The 16,885-nt window shown below is 69.3% G+C and carries 18 protein-coding genes and 1 riboswitch; of the genes, 10 read left to right on the top strand and 8 right to left on the bottom strand.

The window, feature by feature from the left end; genetic code table 11:
* Window positions 1–9: 9 nt before the first annotated feature.
* Window positions 10–417: a DUF7144 family membrane protein gene (locus tag Acor_RS09585; protein WP_218034198.1), complete on the bottom strand. Its 408-nt coding sequence runs from the start codon at window positions 415–417 to the stop codon at window positions 10–12.
* Window positions 418–703: 286 nt separating this feature from the next.
* Here Acor_RS09585 and Acor_RS09580 point away from each other — a divergent pair, with 286 nt between their 5' ends.
* Window positions 704–1,273 carry a TIGR03086 family metal-binding protein gene (locus Acor_RS09580; protein ID WP_155336208.1) on the top strand — a complete coding sequence of 190 codons (570 nt, stop codon included), beginning with the start codon at window positions 704–706 and terminating at the stop codon, window positions 1,271–1,273.
* Window positions 1,274–1,282: 9 nt separating this feature from the next.
* Here Acor_RS09580 and Acor_RS46180 read toward each other — a convergent pair whose 3' ends face one another.
* Window positions 1,283–1,360 (bottom strand): 50S ribosomal protein bL37, encoded by a 78-nt coding sequence (locus tag Acor_RS46180; protein WP_422664795.1) that lies wholly within the window; start codon window positions 1,358–1,360, stop codon window positions 1,283–1,285.
* 132 nt (window positions 1,361–1,492) lie between these two features.
* Between Acor_RS46180 and Acor_RS09570 the strand changes: the two genes are divergently transcribed.
* The 3 genes from Acor_RS09570 to Acor_RS09560 all read left to right on the top strand — a co-directional run bounded on the left by Acor_RS09570 (window position 1,493) and on the right by Acor_RS09560 (window position 4,546).
* Window positions 1,493–2,290 carry a DeoR/GlpR family DNA-binding transcription regulator gene (locus tag Acor_RS09570; RefSeq protein WP_155336206.1) on the top strand — a complete coding sequence of 266 codons (798 nt, stop codon included), beginning with the start codon at window positions 1,493–1,495 and terminating at the stop codon, window positions 2,288–2,290.
* The gene (gene galT, locus Acor_RS09565; protein ID WP_155336205.1) at window positions 2,287–3,348 is read left to right on the top strand and encodes a galactose-1-phosphate uridylyltransferase; all 1,062 of its coding nucleotides are present in this window, start codon (window positions 2,287–2,289) and stop codon (window positions 3,346–3,348) included. Before Acor_RS09570 ends, galT begins: the two co-directional genes overlap by 4 nt.
* A gap of 112 nt (window positions 3,349–3,460) precedes the next feature.
* Window positions 3,461–3,597, top strand: a riboswitch (cyclic di-AMP (ydaO/yuaA leader).
* A 61-nt stretch (window positions 3,598–3,658) separates the two neighbouring features.
* Window positions 3,659–4,546 (top strand): coiled-coil domain-containing protein, encoded by an 888-nt coding sequence (locus Acor_RS09560; RefSeq protein ID WP_246238530.1) that lies wholly within the window; start codon window positions 3,659–3,661, stop codon window positions 4,544–4,546.
* A gap of 77 nt (window positions 4,547–4,623) precedes the next feature.
* Here the strand turns inward: Acor_RS09560 and Acor_RS09555 are convergent, their stop codons facing one another.
* The gene (locus tag Acor_RS09555) at window positions 4,624–5,931 is read right to left on the bottom strand and encodes a M50 family metallopeptidase (protein WP_155336204.1); all 1,308 of its coding nucleotides are present in this window, start codon (window positions 5,929–5,931) and stop codon (window positions 4,624–4,626) included.
* A 185-nt stretch (window positions 5,932–6,116) separates the two neighbouring features.
* On the opposite strand from Acor_RS09555, the gene Acor_RS09550 reads away from it, so the two are divergent.
* A complete protein-coding gene (locus Acor_RS09550) occupies window positions 6,117–6,722 on the top strand; it encodes a response regulator transcription factor (RefSeq protein ID WP_155336203.1) in 606 nt (201 codons plus the stop codon).
* Window positions 6,723–6,943: 221 nt separating this feature from the next.
* On the opposite strand, the gene Acor_RS09545 is transcribed toward Acor_RS09550, so the two are convergent.
* Window positions 6,944–8,056: a PP2C family protein-serine/threonine phosphatase gene (locus Acor_RS09545; RefSeq protein WP_155336202.1), complete on the bottom strand. Its 1,113-nt coding sequence runs from the start codon at window positions 8,054–8,056 to the stop codon at window positions 6,944–6,946.
* Between the two features lie 117 nt (window positions 8,057–8,173).
* Here Acor_RS09545 and Acor_RS09540 point away from each other — a divergent pair, with 117 nt between their 5' ends.
* Both Acor_RS09540 and Acor_RS09535 read left to right on the top strand, forming a co-directional pair.
* On the top strand, window positions 8,174–9,403 hold the full coding sequence (locus Acor_RS09540) for a GNAT family N-acetyltransferase (protein ID WP_155336201.1): 1,230 nt from the start codon (window positions 8,174–8,176) through the stop codon (window positions 9,401–9,403).
* 35 nt (window positions 9,404–9,438) lie between these two features.
* Window positions 9,439–9,606 (top strand): hypothetical protein, encoded by a 168-nt coding sequence (locus Acor_RS09535; RefSeq protein WP_155336200.1) that lies wholly within the window; start codon window positions 9,439–9,441, stop codon window positions 9,604–9,606.
* Here Acor_RS09535 and Acor_RS09530 read toward each other — a convergent pair.
* Window positions 9,603–10,070 (bottom strand): ribose-5-phosphate isomerase, encoded by a 468-nt coding sequence (locus tag Acor_RS09530; RefSeq protein WP_155336199.1) that lies wholly within the window; start codon window positions 10,068–10,070, stop codon window positions 9,603–9,605. The genes Acor_RS09535 and Acor_RS09530 overlap by 4 nt on opposite strands.
* A 75-nt stretch (window positions 10,071–10,145) precedes the next feature.
* Between Acor_RS09530 and def the strand changes: the two genes are divergently transcribed.
* Complete coding sequence (gene def / locus Acor_RS09525) at window positions 10,146–10,634, top strand: peptide deformylase (RefSeq protein ID WP_155336198.1); 489 nt, start codon at window positions 10,146–10,148, stop codon at window positions 10,632–10,634.
* A 1-nt stretch (window position 10,635) separates the two neighbouring features.
* Here the strand turns inward: def and Acor_RS09520 are convergent, their stop codons facing one another.
* Entirely contained in the window at window positions 10,636–12,039 is a 1,404-nt protein-coding gene (locus tag Acor_RS09520) for an aldehyde dehydrogenase family protein (RefSeq protein WP_155336197.1), read from the bottom strand.
* Between the two features lie 578 nt (window positions 12,040–12,617).
* Here Acor_RS09520 and pepN point away from each other — a divergent pair.
* Both pepN and Acor_RS09510 read left to right on the top strand, forming a co-directional pair.
* Window positions 12,618–15,176, top strand: a complete 2,559-nt coding sequence (gene pepN, locus Acor_RS09515; protein ID WP_155336196.1) for an aminopeptidase N — start codon at window positions 12,618–12,620, stop codon at window positions 15,174–15,176.
* 73 nt (window positions 15,177–15,249) lie between these two features.
* Window positions 15,250–16,221, top strand: a complete 972-nt coding sequence (locus Acor_RS09510) for a hypothetical protein (protein WP_155336195.1) — start codon at window positions 15,250–15,252, stop codon at window positions 16,219–16,221.
* Here the strand turns inward: Acor_RS09510 and Acor_RS09505 are convergent.
* Window positions 16,218–16,574: a TPM domain-containing protein gene (locus Acor_RS09505; RefSeq protein WP_155336194.1), complete on the bottom strand. Its 357-nt coding sequence runs from the start codon at window positions 16,572–16,574 to the stop codon at window positions 16,218–16,220. The two genes, Acor_RS09510 and Acor_RS09505, sit on opposite strands and share 4 nt — an antisense overlap.
* 5 nt (window positions 16,575–16,579) lie before the next feature.
* Window positions 16,580–16,864, bottom strand: coding sequence for a hypothetical protein (locus Acor_RS09500; protein WP_155336193.1), 285 nt, complete (start codon window positions 16,862–16,864; stop codon window positions 16,580–16,582).
* Window positions 16,865–16,885 lie beyond the last annotated feature (21 nt).

Here is a 16,885-nt window from a genome sequence, read left to right as displayed (position 1 = left end):
AGGCGACCTCTAGGCGACTGAGCCCCTCGGCGGGACCACCAGCGCGTAGATGACGAACAGGCTCAGCGCGATGGCGATGATCGACCACAGCGGGAACGCGGCGGCGAACGCGAACTGGCCGAGCATGGCGAGCGCGGCCATCACGATGCCCAGGGTTCTGGCCCACATCTTTCCGCCGAGGATTCCGAATCCGGCGACGACCTGGACGATTCCGATGATGAGCCAGATGACGCCCCAGGCGGTGAAGTTCCACAGCAGGATATGGCCGCTGTTGGCGAGGTAGAAGCTGCTGCGGAAGAGCGAGACTAGCCCACCGATGATGTTGAAGATGCCTACCGTGATGCCGATGATCCCGGCGAAGCCGAGCCAGTTGGAGCGCGTCGACGACGGCATCCGTCCGGGCGATGTGGTGGTCACCAGTTACCTCCCAGTCGAAATCGAGGGACTCTTCACCATAGGCACATGAATAGGCGCATCACATTCTCGCTGGCGGAAAAATGGCGGGCCGCATATTTCCTTTACTGTCATATGACCGTTTATCAGATGTCATTGGGTATTTTTCGGTAGACAAACGCGGAGGAAATGGCCGCGGGGGTCGTGGTCACGATCGGGTGGGTCTGGTGGGGCGCGAGAGTCGCGGGGCTGGGGCCTGCCGTACATGAGCGGAATGACGGGAACGCTCCGACGGGTTAACGTCAGAAGCATGACCATCGATATCAGAGACGCCTACCGCCGGGCCCTCGATGCCTTCGGTCAGCGCGTGCACCTCATTCGGGCCGACCAGTGGCAGATCGTCACGCCATGCGTGGACTGGAACGTGCACTCCCTGGTCAATCACCTCGTGAACGAGAGCCGGTGGGCGCCGGAGCTGCTCGCGGGCCGTACCGTCGGGGAGGTCGGCGACGTCTTCGACGGCGACCTGCTGGGCGACGACCCGATCAAGGCGTTCGACTCGGCCGCGCACGAGGCCGTGCAGGCGACGGCGGCCGACGGCGCGCTGACCCGGGTCGTGCACCTGTCGTTCGCGGACGTGCCGGGTGAGGAGTACATCACCGAGCTGTTCGCGGACGCGCTGATCCACACCTGGGACCTGTCCCAGGCGATAGGCGTCGTCGACCGGCTCGATCCCGAACTGGTCGACGCCTGCGCGAACTGGTTCGCGGGCGCGGAGGAGGCCTACCGGCAGTCCGGTGTGATAGGGGAACACGCCGACGTGCCCGCCGAGGCCGACCCGCAGACGCGTTTACTCGCCGCCTGGGGCCGCCGCGCCTGACCCGGGGGGCTAGTTCCCGTTCGGCCGCTTGCCGTGGTTGGCCTTCTTCTTCTTGCGAGCCTTCGCCTTGCGCTGACGCTTGCCCATGAGCACGTCCTCTCGCTCGTCGTCTCGATCAACTGTCCTCCCGGGGACGTACCCCCACAAGACCCATCATCGTCATCAGGATTCAACATTCGATGTGCCATAATTTGTTGAAATCTGTTGATGGGAGTGGTGATGCTGGCGCAACAACGGCAGCAGGCGATCCTGGAGCGGGTCCGCAGGACCGGCGGCGTGCGGGTCGCCGACCTGGTCCGCGATCTCGGGGTCTCCGACATGACGATCCGGCGCGACCTGGAGGTCCTGGCCGAACGCGGCCTGCTGGAGAAGGTGCACGGCGGCGCCACGGTCGCCGGTCCCGGTTCCACCGAGGAGCCCGGTTTCGCCGCCAAGTCCGTCCGGCAGCAGGCCGAGAAGGAGTCGATCGCCCGGCACGCGGCCCATCTGATCCGCCCCGGCAGCTCGGTCGCCCTCTCCGCCGGCACCACCACCTGGACCTTCGCCCACCACCTGATCGACGTGCCGGAACTGACGGTGATCACCAATTCGCTCCAGGTCGCCGACGTCTTCCACCGCAGCGGCCGCCCCGACCAGACGGTGGTCCTGGTCGGCGGGGTACGGACTCCGTCCGACGCCCTGGTCGGTCCGGTCGCGGTGGCCGCCATCCGCTCGCTCAACGTGGACGTGCTGGTCCTGGGCGTGCACGGGATGAGCCTGCGGGCCGGCTTCACCACCCCGAACCTGCTGGAGGCCGAGACCGACCGCGAACTGGTGGCCGCCGCCCAGCAGCTGGTCGTCCTGGCCGACCACACCAAATGGGGCACGATCGGCATCAGCAGCATCGCCCGCCTCGACCAGGCCCACGTCGTGGTGACCGACGCCGGGCTGCCCGAGCCCGCCCGCGCCGAACTGGCCGAACAGGTGGGCGAGCTGATCGTCGCCGGGGACGCCCAGGACGAGGCGTCCGCGCTGTGAAGAAGACCGTCACCCACCTGGCGGACGGCCGGGAACTGCTCTATTTCGACCGTTCCGACGCCGCCGACCGGAGCGCTCCAGACGAGCGCGAGCTTCCGCCGCGCCCGCTTCCCTCGGAGCTGCGCTACGACCCGCTGATGGACGAATGGGTGGCCATCGCCCGCCACCGCCAGACCCGCACCCACCTGCCCACCGCCGAGGAATGCCCGCTCTGCCCGGCCCACCCCGGTTCGGAGATCCCGTCCTGGTATGACGTGGCCGTCTTCGAGAACCGGTTCCCTTCGTTCAGCCTGGGTGCCGGGGAGTTCGAGCCGGTCGGCGGCCTCAGCGCGGTACGGCCCGGCCTCGGCCGCTGCGAGGTGGTCTGCTTCACCCCCGACCACCAGGCGTCGTTCGCCGCCCTCGCCCCGAGCCAGGTGGAGCTGGTGATGGAAGCCTGGGTGGACCGTACGGCGGAGCTGTCCGCGCTGCCCGGCGTCGAGCAGGTGTTCTGCTTCGAGAATCGCGGGGCGGAGATCGGGATCACGCTGCCGCACCCGCACGGGCAGATCTACGGCTACCCGTACGTGACGCCCAGGACCCGGCAGATCCTGGACAGCGCCGAGCGGTACCGGGGGAACCTGTTCGCCGACGTGCTGGCCGCCGAGCGGGCCGGTCCCCGGGTGGTGGCCGCCAACGAGCACTGGACCGCGTTCGTGCCGGCCGCCGCACGTTACCCGTTCGAGGTGCACCTGTATCCGCACCGCCAGGTGCCCGACCTGCCCGCGCTCGACCCGGCGGAACGCGCGGCCTTCGGGCCGGTGTACACCGAGGTGCTCCGGCGGCTGGACGGACTGTTCGGGGTGACGATGCCGTACGTGTCGGCCTGGCACCAGGCTCCCGTGTCGCACCGCCGTGACCTGGCCTACCTGCACCTGCAGCTGTTCAGCATCCGGCGGGCCCCCGGCAAGCTCAAGTACCTGGCGGGTTCGGAGTCCGGGATGGGCGCCTTCGTCAACGACATCCGCCCGGAGGAGGCCGCCGACATGCTGCGAGATCAGGAAAGCCAGGCGGACTGATTACGGATTGATCTCTAATTGGTCGCGACTTTCGGTGGCGAGGCCCTGGCTTTGCCATTACTATCCACTGCAACCGGCCGATTCACCCGGGTCTCACCTGAGATCACACGTCTCGTCCGGAACGCCTAATCCCGAGTGCCTTACTCGGGAACCGGGGACCCAAGGTACCTGGGGTGAACGCGCGCAAGCGCCAGGGCTGTCTCCGGCCCGAACCCGTCAGCTAACCCGGTCGGCAGAAGGAGAGGAGTGGGCGCTGCCCCCCACGTTCCGCCGCCATGCCCTCGTGTCGGTCGGCGTTCTCGCGGCCGTCTTGACCTTGGGATCCGCCGCCACCGCGGCCCCCAAACCCACCGAGGGTGAGCTGAAGAAGCAGCTCAGCAGCCTGGAGAGAAAAGTCGACGGGCTGATCGGCAAGTACCACGCCGCGCGTGAGGATCTCGCGAAGGCGCGGACCGCCGAGAAGGCGGCCAAGGCGCGTCTGGCCAAGGCCGAAGCGGACTACGTGCTGGCCCAGCGCGAAGTCGGCCAGCTCGCCGGGCTCAACTACCAGGCCACCGTCGACACCCGCATGCTGATGCCCGGCATGCAACTCTCCCCCCTGGCGGCACAGCTGCAGGCCGAGAAGGCCGCCGCGATGACGTCCTTCGCCAAGAAGGAGACCGAACGCCGCGACGCCGCGGCCGCCGCGCACGAGCTGATCACGGAAATCAAGAAGCAGACCGACGACATCGAACAGCAGCGCAAGGACGCCGAACGGCTGATCAGCGAGATCCAGGACAAGCTGGACGCGCTCATCCCGATCGGCCCCGGCAAGCTGGCCAACGGCGGCTGGGCGCCACAGCTGCCCACCGGCACCGACAACATCACCCCGCGCACCCGGCTGATGCGCGAGGAGATCAAGGACGCCTTCAAGCTGCACTACACCGTCGGCTGCTTCCGCGTCGACAACATGGGCGAGCACCCGCTCGGCCGGGCCTGCGACTTCATGATGAGCTCAGGCGGCTCGCTGCCGAGCGCCGTCAACGTCGCACTCGGCAACAAGATCGCCGACTGGGCCCTGAAGAACCGCACCAAGCTGGGCGTCAAGTACGTGATCTGGAAGCAGCGCATCAACCACGGCTCCGGCTGGCGGCTGATGGGCAACCGCGGCGGCATCACCGCCAACCACTTCGACCACGTGCACATCTCGATGTTCTAGCACCCAAGAGCCAACTGCCCCACCCACCGATCACGCGGGTGTGCGTGTCCAGCCCCCGCGGCCGCACACCCGCGTGATCACCCACTCAGCCGGATCGGGTTGACGATGTCGGCGAAGATCAGCAGCCCGCCCATGAACAGCAGCACGACCGCCATCGCGTAGGTGAGCGGCAGCGCCTTGGCCACGTCGACATAACCCGGGATGGGACGCCGGGTGAGCCGGGCCCAGCCGCGTTTGACGCCCTCCCACAGCCCGCCCGCGATGTGGCCGCCGTCCAGCGGGAGAAGCGGGATCAGGTTGAACATGCCGACCGCCAGGTTGAGCCCGGCCAGCAGGTTGATGTAAATGATGATCTTGCTCTCCAGCGGCGCGGAGGAGGCCGCGATCTCGCCGCCGATGCGCCCCGCGCCGACCACGCCGATCGGCCCGTTGGGGTCGCGCTCCTCACCGGAGAAGGCGGCCTGCCAGACGCCGACCATCTTGCCGGGGATGTCCACCATGGCCACCGCGGTCCTGCTGGTCATCTCCCACATCTGGGCGAGCACGTAACCCGGGCCCTGGCGCTCCATCACCTGGGTCGGCTCCACCCCGAGGAAGCCCACCTTCACCAGCTTGTCGGGGTCGTCGAGGTCGGGCCGGTCCTGGGCGATCAGCTGGGCGGTGACCGTCAGCTCCTTGCCGCCCCGGTCGACCACCAGGGCGGCCGGGCCCGCGCCGTGCTGGCGGATCAGCTTCTGGGCGGCCTCCCAGGTGCTCACCCTGGTCCCCTCGATGGCCACGATCCGGTCCCTGGGCAGCAGGCCGGCCTGGGCGGCGGGGCTGATCGGGTCGGTCGGCTTGCAGGGGCGCTCTCCCGCCGTGGCCTGGGAGGCCGGCACCACGCACTGGCTGACCTTGGACAGCACCGGCTTCTGGACCACCACGCCGAAGCCCATCATCACCAGCGCGAACAGCAGGAAGGCCAGCACGAAGTTCATCAGCGGGCCGCCGGCCATGATGATGACCTTCTGCCACCACGGCTTGCGGTAGAAGACCCGGTCCTGGTCGCTCGGGCGGATCTCCTCCGAGGCGACCGCGCGGGCGTTCTCGATCAGGCCCTGCCATGGGCCGGTGGAGATGCTGCGCAGCTTGTTGGGGTCGTCGCTGGCCCGGGGCGGGAGCATGCCGATCATCCGGATGTAGCCGCCGAGCGGGATGTACTTCACCCCGTACTCGGTCTCGCCGCGGCGGCGGGACCAGAGGGTGCCGCCGAAACCGACCATGTACTGGGTCACCCGGACGCCGAAGATCTTCGCGGGGATCAGGTGGCCGATCTCGTGCAGGGCGATGGACACCATCAACCCGACGAAGAGGAGCAAGAACCCGGCCACATAGACCCAGCTCATCGGCGCGTACCCCCGTAGCGGAGAAGGGTGTCGTTTCCGTTCGAGGGTAGCCCACCATTGTGCGGCCCGCGTCGTCCCGGTGGGGGACGCCTTCCACGATCAACTTGCACAGAGTTTGCCGAATCGAGAGACTTCGTTGACACTGTGCGTCTGGCCGATCACCCTGAGGTAAGGAAGGGGCACCTTTGATCAGGATCCTGGTGGCCGAGCACCTGCCGCTGGTCCGGCACGGGCTCGTCGTGTCGCTGGCCGCGGAGAGCGACTTCGAGGTGGTCGCCGAGATCGCGGCCGGGGAGGACATCGTGGCCACCGCCTTGGAGGTGAAGCCGGACGCCGCCGTCATCGACGCCGACCTGCCGGGGCTGGACGGCCTCACCGCCGCGGCCCGGCTGCACGAGAAGGCGCCTCGCTGCCGCGTGATGATCCTGTCCAGCCAGCCCAACCCCGGCCAGGTCCGGCGCGCGTTCGCCGCGCGGGCGCTCGGCTACATGAGCATCCAGGTGGGAACCGAGCAGCTGGCCGAGGGCATCAGGCGGATCGCGGCGGGGCGCAGGGCGGTCGACTCCGACCTGGCGGTCGCGGCGTTACAGACCGCGGACAATCCGCTCACGCCGCGCGAACTGGATGTGCTGCGGATCGCCGCGCAGGGCGCGCCGTCCAAGGAGATCGCCGATCAGCTGTTCCTGTCGGTGGGGACCGTGCGCAATCACCTGTCCCGGATCATGTGCAAGACGGGGGCGCGCAATCGGGTGGACGCGGTCCGGATCGCGGCGAATTCCGGCTGGCTGTAAACCGGCGGGCTTCGGGAGACCGGGTCCCGGGTGAGCCGCGCCGCTCGCCCGGGACCGGGAATCGGTGCCGGTTCGCCCCGGGCGCACTCCCGGAAGCGGCCCCGGTCGCGTTTCTCCGCCGGCGGCACCCCCGCGCCGCCGGTGGCAGGGGTATCCCCAGGATCGCTTTTTGCGCGGCTCTTAACCAGTGACTACGGACATGCCCCAACCCATGGAGTTCGTCAGGGACGCCAGATCAGCACCAGCGCGCAGTCGTCGTTGTGGGCCGAGGACATCGTCGTCACCAGCTGGCGGGCCCCGCTCGCGAATCCGGACGGAAGCAGGCGTTCCGCCTCACCGAGCAGCCGATCCAGGCCCGCGTCGATGTCGCGGCCCGGCTGTTCGATCAGGCCGTCGGTGTAGAGCATGAGCGCGTCGCCCTTGCGCAGCACCCCGCTGTCCGGCTCGCACTGCAGGTCGGGCACGACCCCGAGAACCACGCCCTTGGCGGCGGCCACCCGCCAGGTGCCGGTCCCCGCGTCGAACTTGACCACAGGCGGATGACCGGCCGAAGTGATCACGTAACCACCGGTGGCCAGGTCCAGGCTGAGGTGCACCGCGGTGACGAAACCCTCACCCTCCCGCTGCCGGTGCAGGTAGGCGTTGCAGGCCGGCAGGAAGTCGCGTACCGACCCGAGCAGCCCGCCGAAGGTGCCGGAGAGCATCAGCGCCCGGGTGCCCGCGTCCACCCCCTTGCCGGACACGTCCACCACCGCGATCTCGACCCGGGTGCCCTCCCGCATGGACACCACGAAGTCGCCGCCGAAGGAGGATCCCCCGGCCTGTTTGAGCACGACTTTGGCGCCCCAGTCCTTGGGCAGCGCGGGCAGCTCGCTCTGGCGTTTCAGCCGGTCCCGCAGCTCCAGCAGCATCGCGTCGCCGCGCAGGCCCTGCACGCCGAGGGAGCCCCGGGTGCGCGCCATCAGCCAGGCCAGCACGGCGGTGACCCCGACCGCGATCAGCAGCCCCGGCCCGACATACCGGTCATCGGTGGAGGAGGCCAGGTAGGTGAGCGCGACCGCCACAGAGCACAGCAGCACCGCGAGACTGCGCAGCTTGAGCTGGAGCCCGCCGAGCAGCGTGATCAGGATCAGCAGCGACGGCGAGAACCAGAGCACGGAGACCCGCACTCCGAGCACCCCGATGAGCAGGGTCACGAAGACGAAGGCGACCAGTAGATGACGATCTTTCGACGAACTCTTCCTCACAAACCGGACAAGCGGCACCAAAAACGGTACCCGCACCAATATCGCGCGGAGCCGGGGAGGAATGAGCGGCACCGGACGGGAACTCATGATGCACTCGACTGTATCGGTCGACACCTCCGCAAGGCAGCCTCTTGACCAAGACCTTGATCATTTAGCACGGATATTGGGTGGCCGTCCCTCTTTGCCCCGGCCTACCGTGGAGCGGTGAATCTCCCGATACGCCCCATCTCCGAGGCCGAATGGCCCGCGTTCGTCGCCGTGCTCGAAGAGGCGTTCGCCTCCACATTCCATCCCGTACAGGTCGAGCGGTTCAAGGCGCTCACCCCCTTCAACCGCACCCTGGCGGCCTTCGACGGGGACCTGCCGGTCGGGGTGACCGCCATCTTCGACTTCGACATGACGCTCCCCGGCGGCGCGCGCCTCCCGGTCGCGGGCGTGACCGCGGTCGGCGTGCTGCCCTCACACCGCCGCCGCGGCATCCTCAACGGGCTGATGCGCAAGCAGCTCAACGACATCAAGGAGCACGGCGAGTCCATCGCCGTCCTGTACGCCTCAGAGGCGGGCATCTATGGCCGATTCGGCTATGGCCGGGCCGCCGATAGCGTCTTCTACCGCATCCCCCGGCACGGCTCCGCGTTCGTCAAGAACGCCCCCACCGATCCGTCCCTGCGCCTGCGGACCGCCCTGCCCGCCCAGGCCCGCGCCGAGTTCGAGCAGGTCTTCGACGCGATCTCCGGCAGCCGCCCCGGCATCTACACCCGCTCCCCCGCCCGCTGGGACTCGCTGCTGGCCGACGAGGAGTTCGACCGCGGCGACGACGGCCGGCTGCGCTGCATGCTCGCCGAGGACGACGGGGGCGTCCGCGGCTACGCGCTCTTCAAGATCAAGCGCTCCTTCACCGACCACGACGTGTTCGACGGCGAGGTCCGGCTGATCGAACTGTTCGCCGTCGACCCGGCCGCCTACGCGGCGCTCTGGCGGAGCGTGCTGGACCGCGACCTGTGCTCGCGGGTGTACGCGTGGAACCGCCCGGTGGACGACCCGATCACGCACCTGCTGGCCGAACCCCGGCACCTGAACGCGGGCACCCTGGACGAGCTGTGGGCCCGGGTGGTGGACCTGCCCGCCGCGCTCGTGGCGCGCGCGTACGCGGCCCCCGCCGAGGTCGTGATCGAGATCGCCGAGGACGACGTCTGCCCGTGGAACGAGGGCCGCTGGCGGCTCGCCACCGCCAAGGGCACCTGCGAGCGCACCGAGGACGAGCCCGACCTGACCCTGCCGATCCAGGTTCTCGGCGCGGCCTACTTCGGCGGGCGCCCGCTCACCACGTACGCCGACGCGGGACTGGTCACCGAGCATCGGCCGGGCGCGCTGCTGGAGCTGTCCACCGCGATGGCCTGGGATCCCAAGCCGTGGGCCGGGCTGGTGTTCTAGCGGAATCGTCGGAGCGGAGCCGTACAGTGGCGGGCATGGCCTTGCAGAGCTTGCAGATCACGGCGATCACCGCGATGCGCGCCCGGGACGTGTCGCGCCCGACGCAAGAGCAGCAGGAGGCCGCCGACCGGCGGCCCCTGCGCGACGAGATGCCCAGGCGGGACGCACGCAGACCGCTCCGCGATCCCGGGCCCGCCAGTTAGGGCAGGGGGGGTAGTTCGCCGCTCGCCTCGTAGTCGGTGAGCATGGCGATCCGGCGGGCGTGCCGTTCCGCCCCGGAGAACTCCGTGGTCAGAAACAGCTCCACGAACCGGGTGGCCTGCTCGGCCGGGTGCATACGCGCGCCGACGCTGATCACGTTGGCGTCGTTGTGCTCGCGGGACAGCTTCGCCGTGTCCTCGTTCCAGGCCAGGGCGGCCCGGATGCCGGGCACCTTGTTGGCGGCGATCTGCTCGCCGTTGCCGGAACCCCCGATCACCACGCCCAGGCTGCCCGGGTCCTCGGCCACACCCATGGCGGCGCGGAGCACGAACGGCGGGTAGTCGTCCTCGGGGTCGAAGCCCGCGGGACCGCAGTCGACCACCTCATGGTGCTGCTCCTTGAGCCAGGCCACCAGGTGATTCTTCAGCTCGAAGCCGGCATGGTCGGAACCTATGTAAACGCGCACCCCGCTAGTTTCGCAGGTCCACTAGAGTAATGGCCAACCCACCCGCTGAACCCTTACTCGTTCCTGGAGAGCGCGATGCGCGAGATCCGTTATCTTGGCGACCCGGTCCTGCGCACCCCGGCGGAGCCGGTCACCGAATTCGACCGGGACCTGCGCAGGCTCATCGACGAGATGTTCGCCACCATGTATCTGGCGGACGGGGTGGGCCTGGCCGGGCCGCAGATCGGCGTGCCGCGGCGGCTGTTCGTCTACGAGATCAGCAACCGCAAGGGCCACGTGGTGAACCCCGAGCTCATCGTCGACGACCCGGCCGAGGTGGTCGAGGAGGAGGGCTGCCTGTCGGTGCCCGGACGGGAGACCGGCAAGCCGCTGTACGCGCCCACGCCCCGCGCGGCGGGCGTCACCGTGCGCGGTCAGGACCAGCTCGGCCGGCCGGTGTCGATCACCGCGCGCGGCATGCTGGCCCGCTGCTTCCAGCACGAGTTCGACCACCTGGACGGGCGGCTCTACGTGGACCGGCTGCCCAAGGACGCCGCCCGCAAGATCATGCAGCAGGCCCCCTGAGCTACAGCTGCAGGGCCTTGACCTCAAGGAACTCTTCCAGGCCCGACTCGCCCAGCTCGCGTCCGACGCCGGAGTGCTTGTAGCCGCCGAAGGGCGCGAGCGGGTTGAAGCGCCCGCCGTTGACCGCCACCTGGCCGGTCCGCAGCCGCCGCGCCACACTCACCGCGCGCTCCTCACTGCCGGCCCAGACTCCCCCGGCCAGCCCGTACGGCGTGCCGTTGGCGATCTCCACGGCCTCGTCCACCGAGCCGAACGGCACGATCGACAGCACCGGCCCGAAGATCTCCTCCTGCTCGATCGCCATCCCGGGCGCGACCCCGGCGAAGACGGTCGGCTCGACGTAGTACCCCCGCTCCAGCGGATAGTCGGTGCCCCCGGCGACCAGCCGGGCGCCCTCCTCCTGGCCGATGTTGATGTAGCGGATCACCCGGTCCCGCTGCGCGGCGGAGACCAGCGGGCCGAGCCGGGTGTCCTCCGCGAACGGGTCGCCCACGGTGAAGGTGCGGGCGGCGGCGACCGCGAGGGCCACCGCGTCGTCGTACTGGTCCCAGTGCACCAGCATCCGGGTCAGCGCCGAGCAGGTCTGGCCGGAGTTCACGAACGCGTGCGACACCCCGGAGGCGACCGCCTTCTCCAGGTCGGCGTCCGGCAGGATGATGTTGGCGGACTTGCCGCCGAGCTCGAGCGCGACCCGCTTGACGGTCTCGGCGGCCAGCGAGGCCACCCGCCGCCCGGCCCTGGTGGAGCCAGTGAAGGAGACCATGTCGACCAGCGGGTGGGTGACCAGGGATTCGCCGACCACCGGGCCGTACCCGCTGATCAGGTTGAACACGCCGGGCGGCAGGCCGGCGTCGTGCAGCACGCCGGCCAGCGCGTACGCGGCGAGCGGGGCGACCTCGCTGGGCTTGAGCACCACCGTGCACCCGGCGGCGAGCGCGGCGGCGACCTTGCAGACGGCCTGGTGGAGCGGGTAGTTCCAGGGGGTGATGGCGCCGACCACCCCAACCGGTTCGCGCACGATGAGCGAGTTGCCCACCCGGCTCTCGGCGGTCAGCGTCTCGGCCATCCCGGCGAAGGACTTCATCACCCCGGCGGGCATCAGCGTCTGCACCTTGAGCGCGAACGGGAAGGGGGCGCCCATGTCGGTGGCGATGGTGGTGGCGATCCGCTCGGCCCGCTCCTTGAGCAGCTCTGCGGCGTCGGCGAGGAGCTTGGCCCGGTCGGCGGGCGGGGTGTTCGACCACGAGGTGAAAGCGGCGTGCGCGGCGTTGACCGCGGACTCCACGTCACTCGGCGTGCCGGCCGGAACGTGGTCGATGACCTCCTCGGTAGCGGGATTGATCACATCGACCACCTCACCCGAGGTGGAGGGTGTCCAGGAGCCGTTCACGTATAGGTGACGCATGTACCTCATCCTTGCGCGGGGACTGTCCGATGGCGAGCACACAAACCGGTAAGAGATTGGCATAGCCCATCACCAATTGGACGGCTGTCCGATTGGAGCTCCCGGCCGGTCGCGTGCGGTCCCGCGCAGAGGCCGGCACACGATCTTCACTTCTTCAGTTGACTGTGTCTTCGCTCAGGTTAAGGCCCCGCCGCGCGGAAAAACGAAGTCTTCCAAGATCGGTGTAGCTCCGGCAATATCCAGACGAGAACGATTCAATTCCGAGAGTTAGCCCTGTACTACTCAGGTAGACACCTCTCCCCCGAACATCAGTTCGTATGTCGAACTTCTGGTACCCGATCCCCTAGGCTTCCGGCCCCCCGGACAGATCGGGTCGAACCAGAAATGCACCAACTGCGCGTCTGACATTTGTTAAGGCTCTCAACTGGATTAGGGTTTCATCGATCGACAACCGAAGTCAGAGTTCTCCCTATTACAGGTAGGGCAAATCTTGATTGCGGCTTTGTCAGAGCGTCGTGGCAGGATTCAGGCATCCCCTGGGCGACGGAGCTGCGGGGTCGTGTGGATGAGGAGCGGATGTGGCAGGCAATCTGACCCGTGACGAAGCCCGGGAGCGCGCCCGGCTGCTGACCGTCCAGTCGTATGCGGTGGAACTCGACCTGACTGAGGGCGAGGAGCGGTTCGAGAGCGTCACGACCGCCCACTTCACCTGTGCCCAGCCGGGGGCGGACACCTTCATCGACCTGCACGGCGCGCATCTGCGCTCGGTCGTGCTCAACGGCGCCGAGCTGGACGTGAGCGGTTACGACGCGGAGCGCGGCCGGTTCCCGCTGCCCGGTCTGGCCGAGCACAACGAGCTGCGGGTCGACGCCGACGCGTCCTACATGCGCACCGGCGAGGGGCTGCACCGGTTCGTCGACCCGGTGGACCAGAAGGTCTATCTGCACAGCCAGTTCGAGACCGCGGACGCGCACCGGATGTACGCGTGCTTCGACCAGCCGGACCTCAAGGCCACCTTCGAGCTGACCGTGATCGCGCCGGGCGACTGGGAGGTCATCTCCAACGCGGCTCCGGACGCCTCGGACGAACTGCCGGCACACGAGGGGCGCCATGGCACGCTCCAAGCCGCCAAACGGTGGCATTTCCCCGCGACTCCGGTCATGTCCACGTATATCACCGCACTGGTGGCGGGGCCTTACGCGGTGGTCCGGGACGAGCACGACGGCATCCCGCTGGGCCTGTTCGTCCGGCAGTCGCTGGCCGAGCACCTGGACGCGGACAACCTGTTCGAGGTCACCAAGCAGGGCTTCGACTTCTTCCACCGGGTGTTCGGGCTGCGCTACCCGTTCGGGAAGTATGACCAGCTCTTCGTGCCGGAGTTCAACGCGGGCGCGATGGAGAACGCGGGCGCCGTGACGTTCCTGGAGGACTACGTCTTCCGGTCCAGGGTCACCGACGCGATCATCGAGCGCCGCGCCGAGACGCTGCTGCACGAGATGGCGCACATGTGGTTCGGCGACCTGGTCACCATGCGCTGGTGGGACGACCTGTGGCTGAACGAGTCGTTCGCCACCTACATGTCGGTGCTCTGCCAGGCCGAGGCCACCCGCTGGGGGCAGGGCGCCTGGACCACGTTCGCCAACGTGGAGAAGGCGTGGGCGTACCGGCAGGACCAGCTGCCGTCCACCCACCCGATCTCGGCCGATATTCCGGACATGCAGGCGGTCGAGGTCAACTTCGACGGCATCACCTACGCCAAGGGCGCCAGCGTGCTCAAGCAGCTGGTCGCCTACGTGGGCCTGGACAACTTCCTGGCCGGCGTGCGCGACTACTTCAACGAGCACGCCTGGGGCAACACCGAGCTGAAGGACCTGCTCGGCGCGCTGGAGCGCACCTCAGGCCGAGACCTGTCGTCCTGGTCGAAGGAGTGGCTGGAGACCGCCTGGGTGAACACGCTCCGCCCGTCCTTCGAGCTGGACGCGACCGGCAGGTTCACCAGCTTCGACGTGCTCCAGGAGGCCCCGGCCGCCTACCCGACGCTGCGCTCGCACCGCGTCGCGATCGGCCTGTACTCGATGGACGAAGGCCGGCTGGTCCGGGTCAAGCGGATCGAGCTGGACGTGGTCGGCGCCCGCACCCCCGTGCCCGAGCTGATCGGCGAGGCCCGCCCAGACCTGGTCCTGGTCAACGACGACGACCTGACCTACGCCAAGATCCGGCTCGACGAGGGCTCGCTGAACACCCTGGTGAGCGGCGGCATCGTGGCCTTCACCGAGTCGCTGCCGCGGGCGCTGTGCTGGTCGGCGGCGTGGGACATGACCCGCGACGGCGAGATGGCCACCCGCGACTACGTGCGCCTGGTGACCTCGGGCATCAACGCGGTCGGCGACATCACCGTGCTGCAGACCGTGCTGCGCCAGGCCCGCCTGGCGGTCCAGCAGTACGCGGCGCCCGAGTGGCGGGCCACCGGCATGAGCCGGCTGGCCAGCACCCTGCGCGACCTGCTGCACGGCGCCGAGCCCGGCTCCGACCACCAGCTGGCCTACGTCAACGCCTTCGCCGCCGCCGCCACCTCGGCCGAGGACCTGGCGATCCTGACCGGCATCCTGTCGGGGACCGCGGTGCCCGAAGGCCTGACCGTCGACACCGACCTGCGCTGGACGCTGACCCACGCGCTGGTCTCCGGCGGCGTCCTGGGCGCGGCCGACATCGACGCGGAACTGGTCAGGGACGCGACCGCGACCGGCGAGCGCGCGGCCTCGGCCGCCCGCGCGGCGATCCCGACCGCGGCCGCCAAGGCGGAGGCGTGGGCGGCCATCACCGGCGGTTCGCTGAGCGGCGCGCTGCTGCGCTCGACCGTCGGCGGCTTCATGGACCCGCACCATGTGGACCTGCTGGAGCCCTACGGCGCGGCCTACTTCGAGGAGGTCGGCCAGATCTGGAAGTCGTGGACCTCCGACATGGCGCAGACCTTCGCGATGGGCTGCTACCCGATGCTGCTGATCAAGCAGGACACCATCGACCGCACCGATGAGCTGGTCTCGGCCTCGCAGCCGCCGCACGCGCTGCGCCGGCTGCTGCTGGAGGGCGCGGACGGCGTCGGCCGGGCGCTGCGGGCCCAGGCCAAGGACGCCTGACCCATCTTTCTGAGCCCGGCCGGACCCGCCGCCCAAAGGGGAGGTCAGGCCGGGCTCATGAGAAAGTGATCCGATGGAGTCGGCCCAGGATCTGCTGATCGCGCTCGCCCGCCGGTATTCATTCGGGGACGTGGGGGCGTTGGCCCCCGCCGTCCTGGCGAATCCGGTCAAAGCCGCCCAGGTTTCGGCGGTGTGCGAGTTCGGGCAGCGGCTGCTGACCCTGGACGCGGAGGACTTCGCCAGCGAGCTGGACGTGCCGACGATCCCCGCCGACCTCCGGCGCCGGGCGCGGGCCTGCCACATGCCGCAGACGCCCAAGGAGCAGCCGCGCGGCGCGCTCGACTCGCTCCGCCCGGCGTATTCGCTGCTGCTTGAGGTGATCCGGGTCCGCTGGGACCAGCGGGAGCTGAGCGCGATGATGGCCGCGCTGCACATCTCCGCCGAATACCTGCCGCTGCTGGCGTATGAGACGGCGCTCGGCCATTCCGGCGATCCGGCCCGCTGGCCCGAAGGACTGCGGGCTCCCGGCAGCAGGTTCGGGGCGATCGGCGACCGCGACTGCGACCACACCCGCTCCGAGCAGTCGGCCACCGAGCGCACCCTGCGGGTGGCGGGCGAGCCGGGCGAAGGCTGGCGCGCCTACTTCGACCGGCAGCACAGCCAGGTCGCCGGGGCGCTCGCCACCTGTGTGGCCAAATGCCGCAACCCGTGCCCGGCCATCGACTGGGTCCCCGACCGCGAGAACCTCGCCACGCGCTGCCGGGTCGCCCTCACCTTCGCGGAAACCCCGCTGGTACGGCTCCGCCACGCGGCCCCGGTCGGCCACGGCTTCGGCGTGCCCTCCCCCGAGGAGGTCCTGGACGCCTGGCAGCGCAGCAGGACCGCGCTGGACAAGAACGGCGTCGGCCACCAGGTCATGCGCAGGGACGGCTTCCCGCTGGCGGGGCTGCCCAGCCTGTTCTCGGCCGTCGCGGGCACGGACCTGCGCCCGGCCCGGCTGCTGGCCGACGTGTCCGAGCACGTGATCTCGCTACTACGGGCCTAGCGGGCTCGTTCGCCCAGGGCGGCGATCCCGCCGGCCAGGCCGCCCATCAGGTCGCCGACGCTGAACCGGGTCGCCATGGACATGGCCACCAGGCGGCAGTCGCCGTCGGACAGCCGCCGCCGCGCTTCCTCGCCGGTGACGATCTCCAGGCCGCGCCCGGCGGTGTCCACCATGATCAGCACCGAGTAGGGCGCCATCTCGTCGCCGAGGGCGGCGTGCAGGCTTTCGGCGAAGTGCCGCCGCGGTCCCTGGGCGGGTCCGGTGTACACGGCGAAGTGGAGACCGGTCCTCTCGTTCGCCTTTCGCACCACCGTGCGGATGTCGACTGCTTGCAGTGTGTTCAGCGCGGGCATTGCGATCACCACCCCGCCGACGCGCCGCCGATGTGGCGGCCGGGTTCGGTGGTCGCGGCCATCGCGGGCCAGTCCACGTCCGGTGGCTCGCCGCGCGGCACCACTCCGGTCAGCACCCGGGTGGTCTGGCCGGCCCCGTGCTCGGTTTCGTACGGGCCGCCGATCCAGACGACGCCGTCTTTCTTGCGGTGCTTCCGCCCGGAGAAGACGAGCACCAGCAGCCCGACCACCACGAATATCGAGCCGGACGTTATGACAAGAAACGCAAGAATCTCGAGCGCACTGTCCATATATCGACGTTACGCCCGATT

It is taken from the genome of Acrocarpospora corrugata (genome assembly GCF_009687845.1).
Taxonomy (GTDB): Bacteria; Actinomycetota; Actinomycetes; order Streptosporangiales; family Streptosporangiaceae; genus Acrocarpospora; species Acrocarpospora corrugata.
Note: the sequence above shows the minus strand (reverse complement) of the source record. Positions and strands in the feature narration are given on the sequence as shown.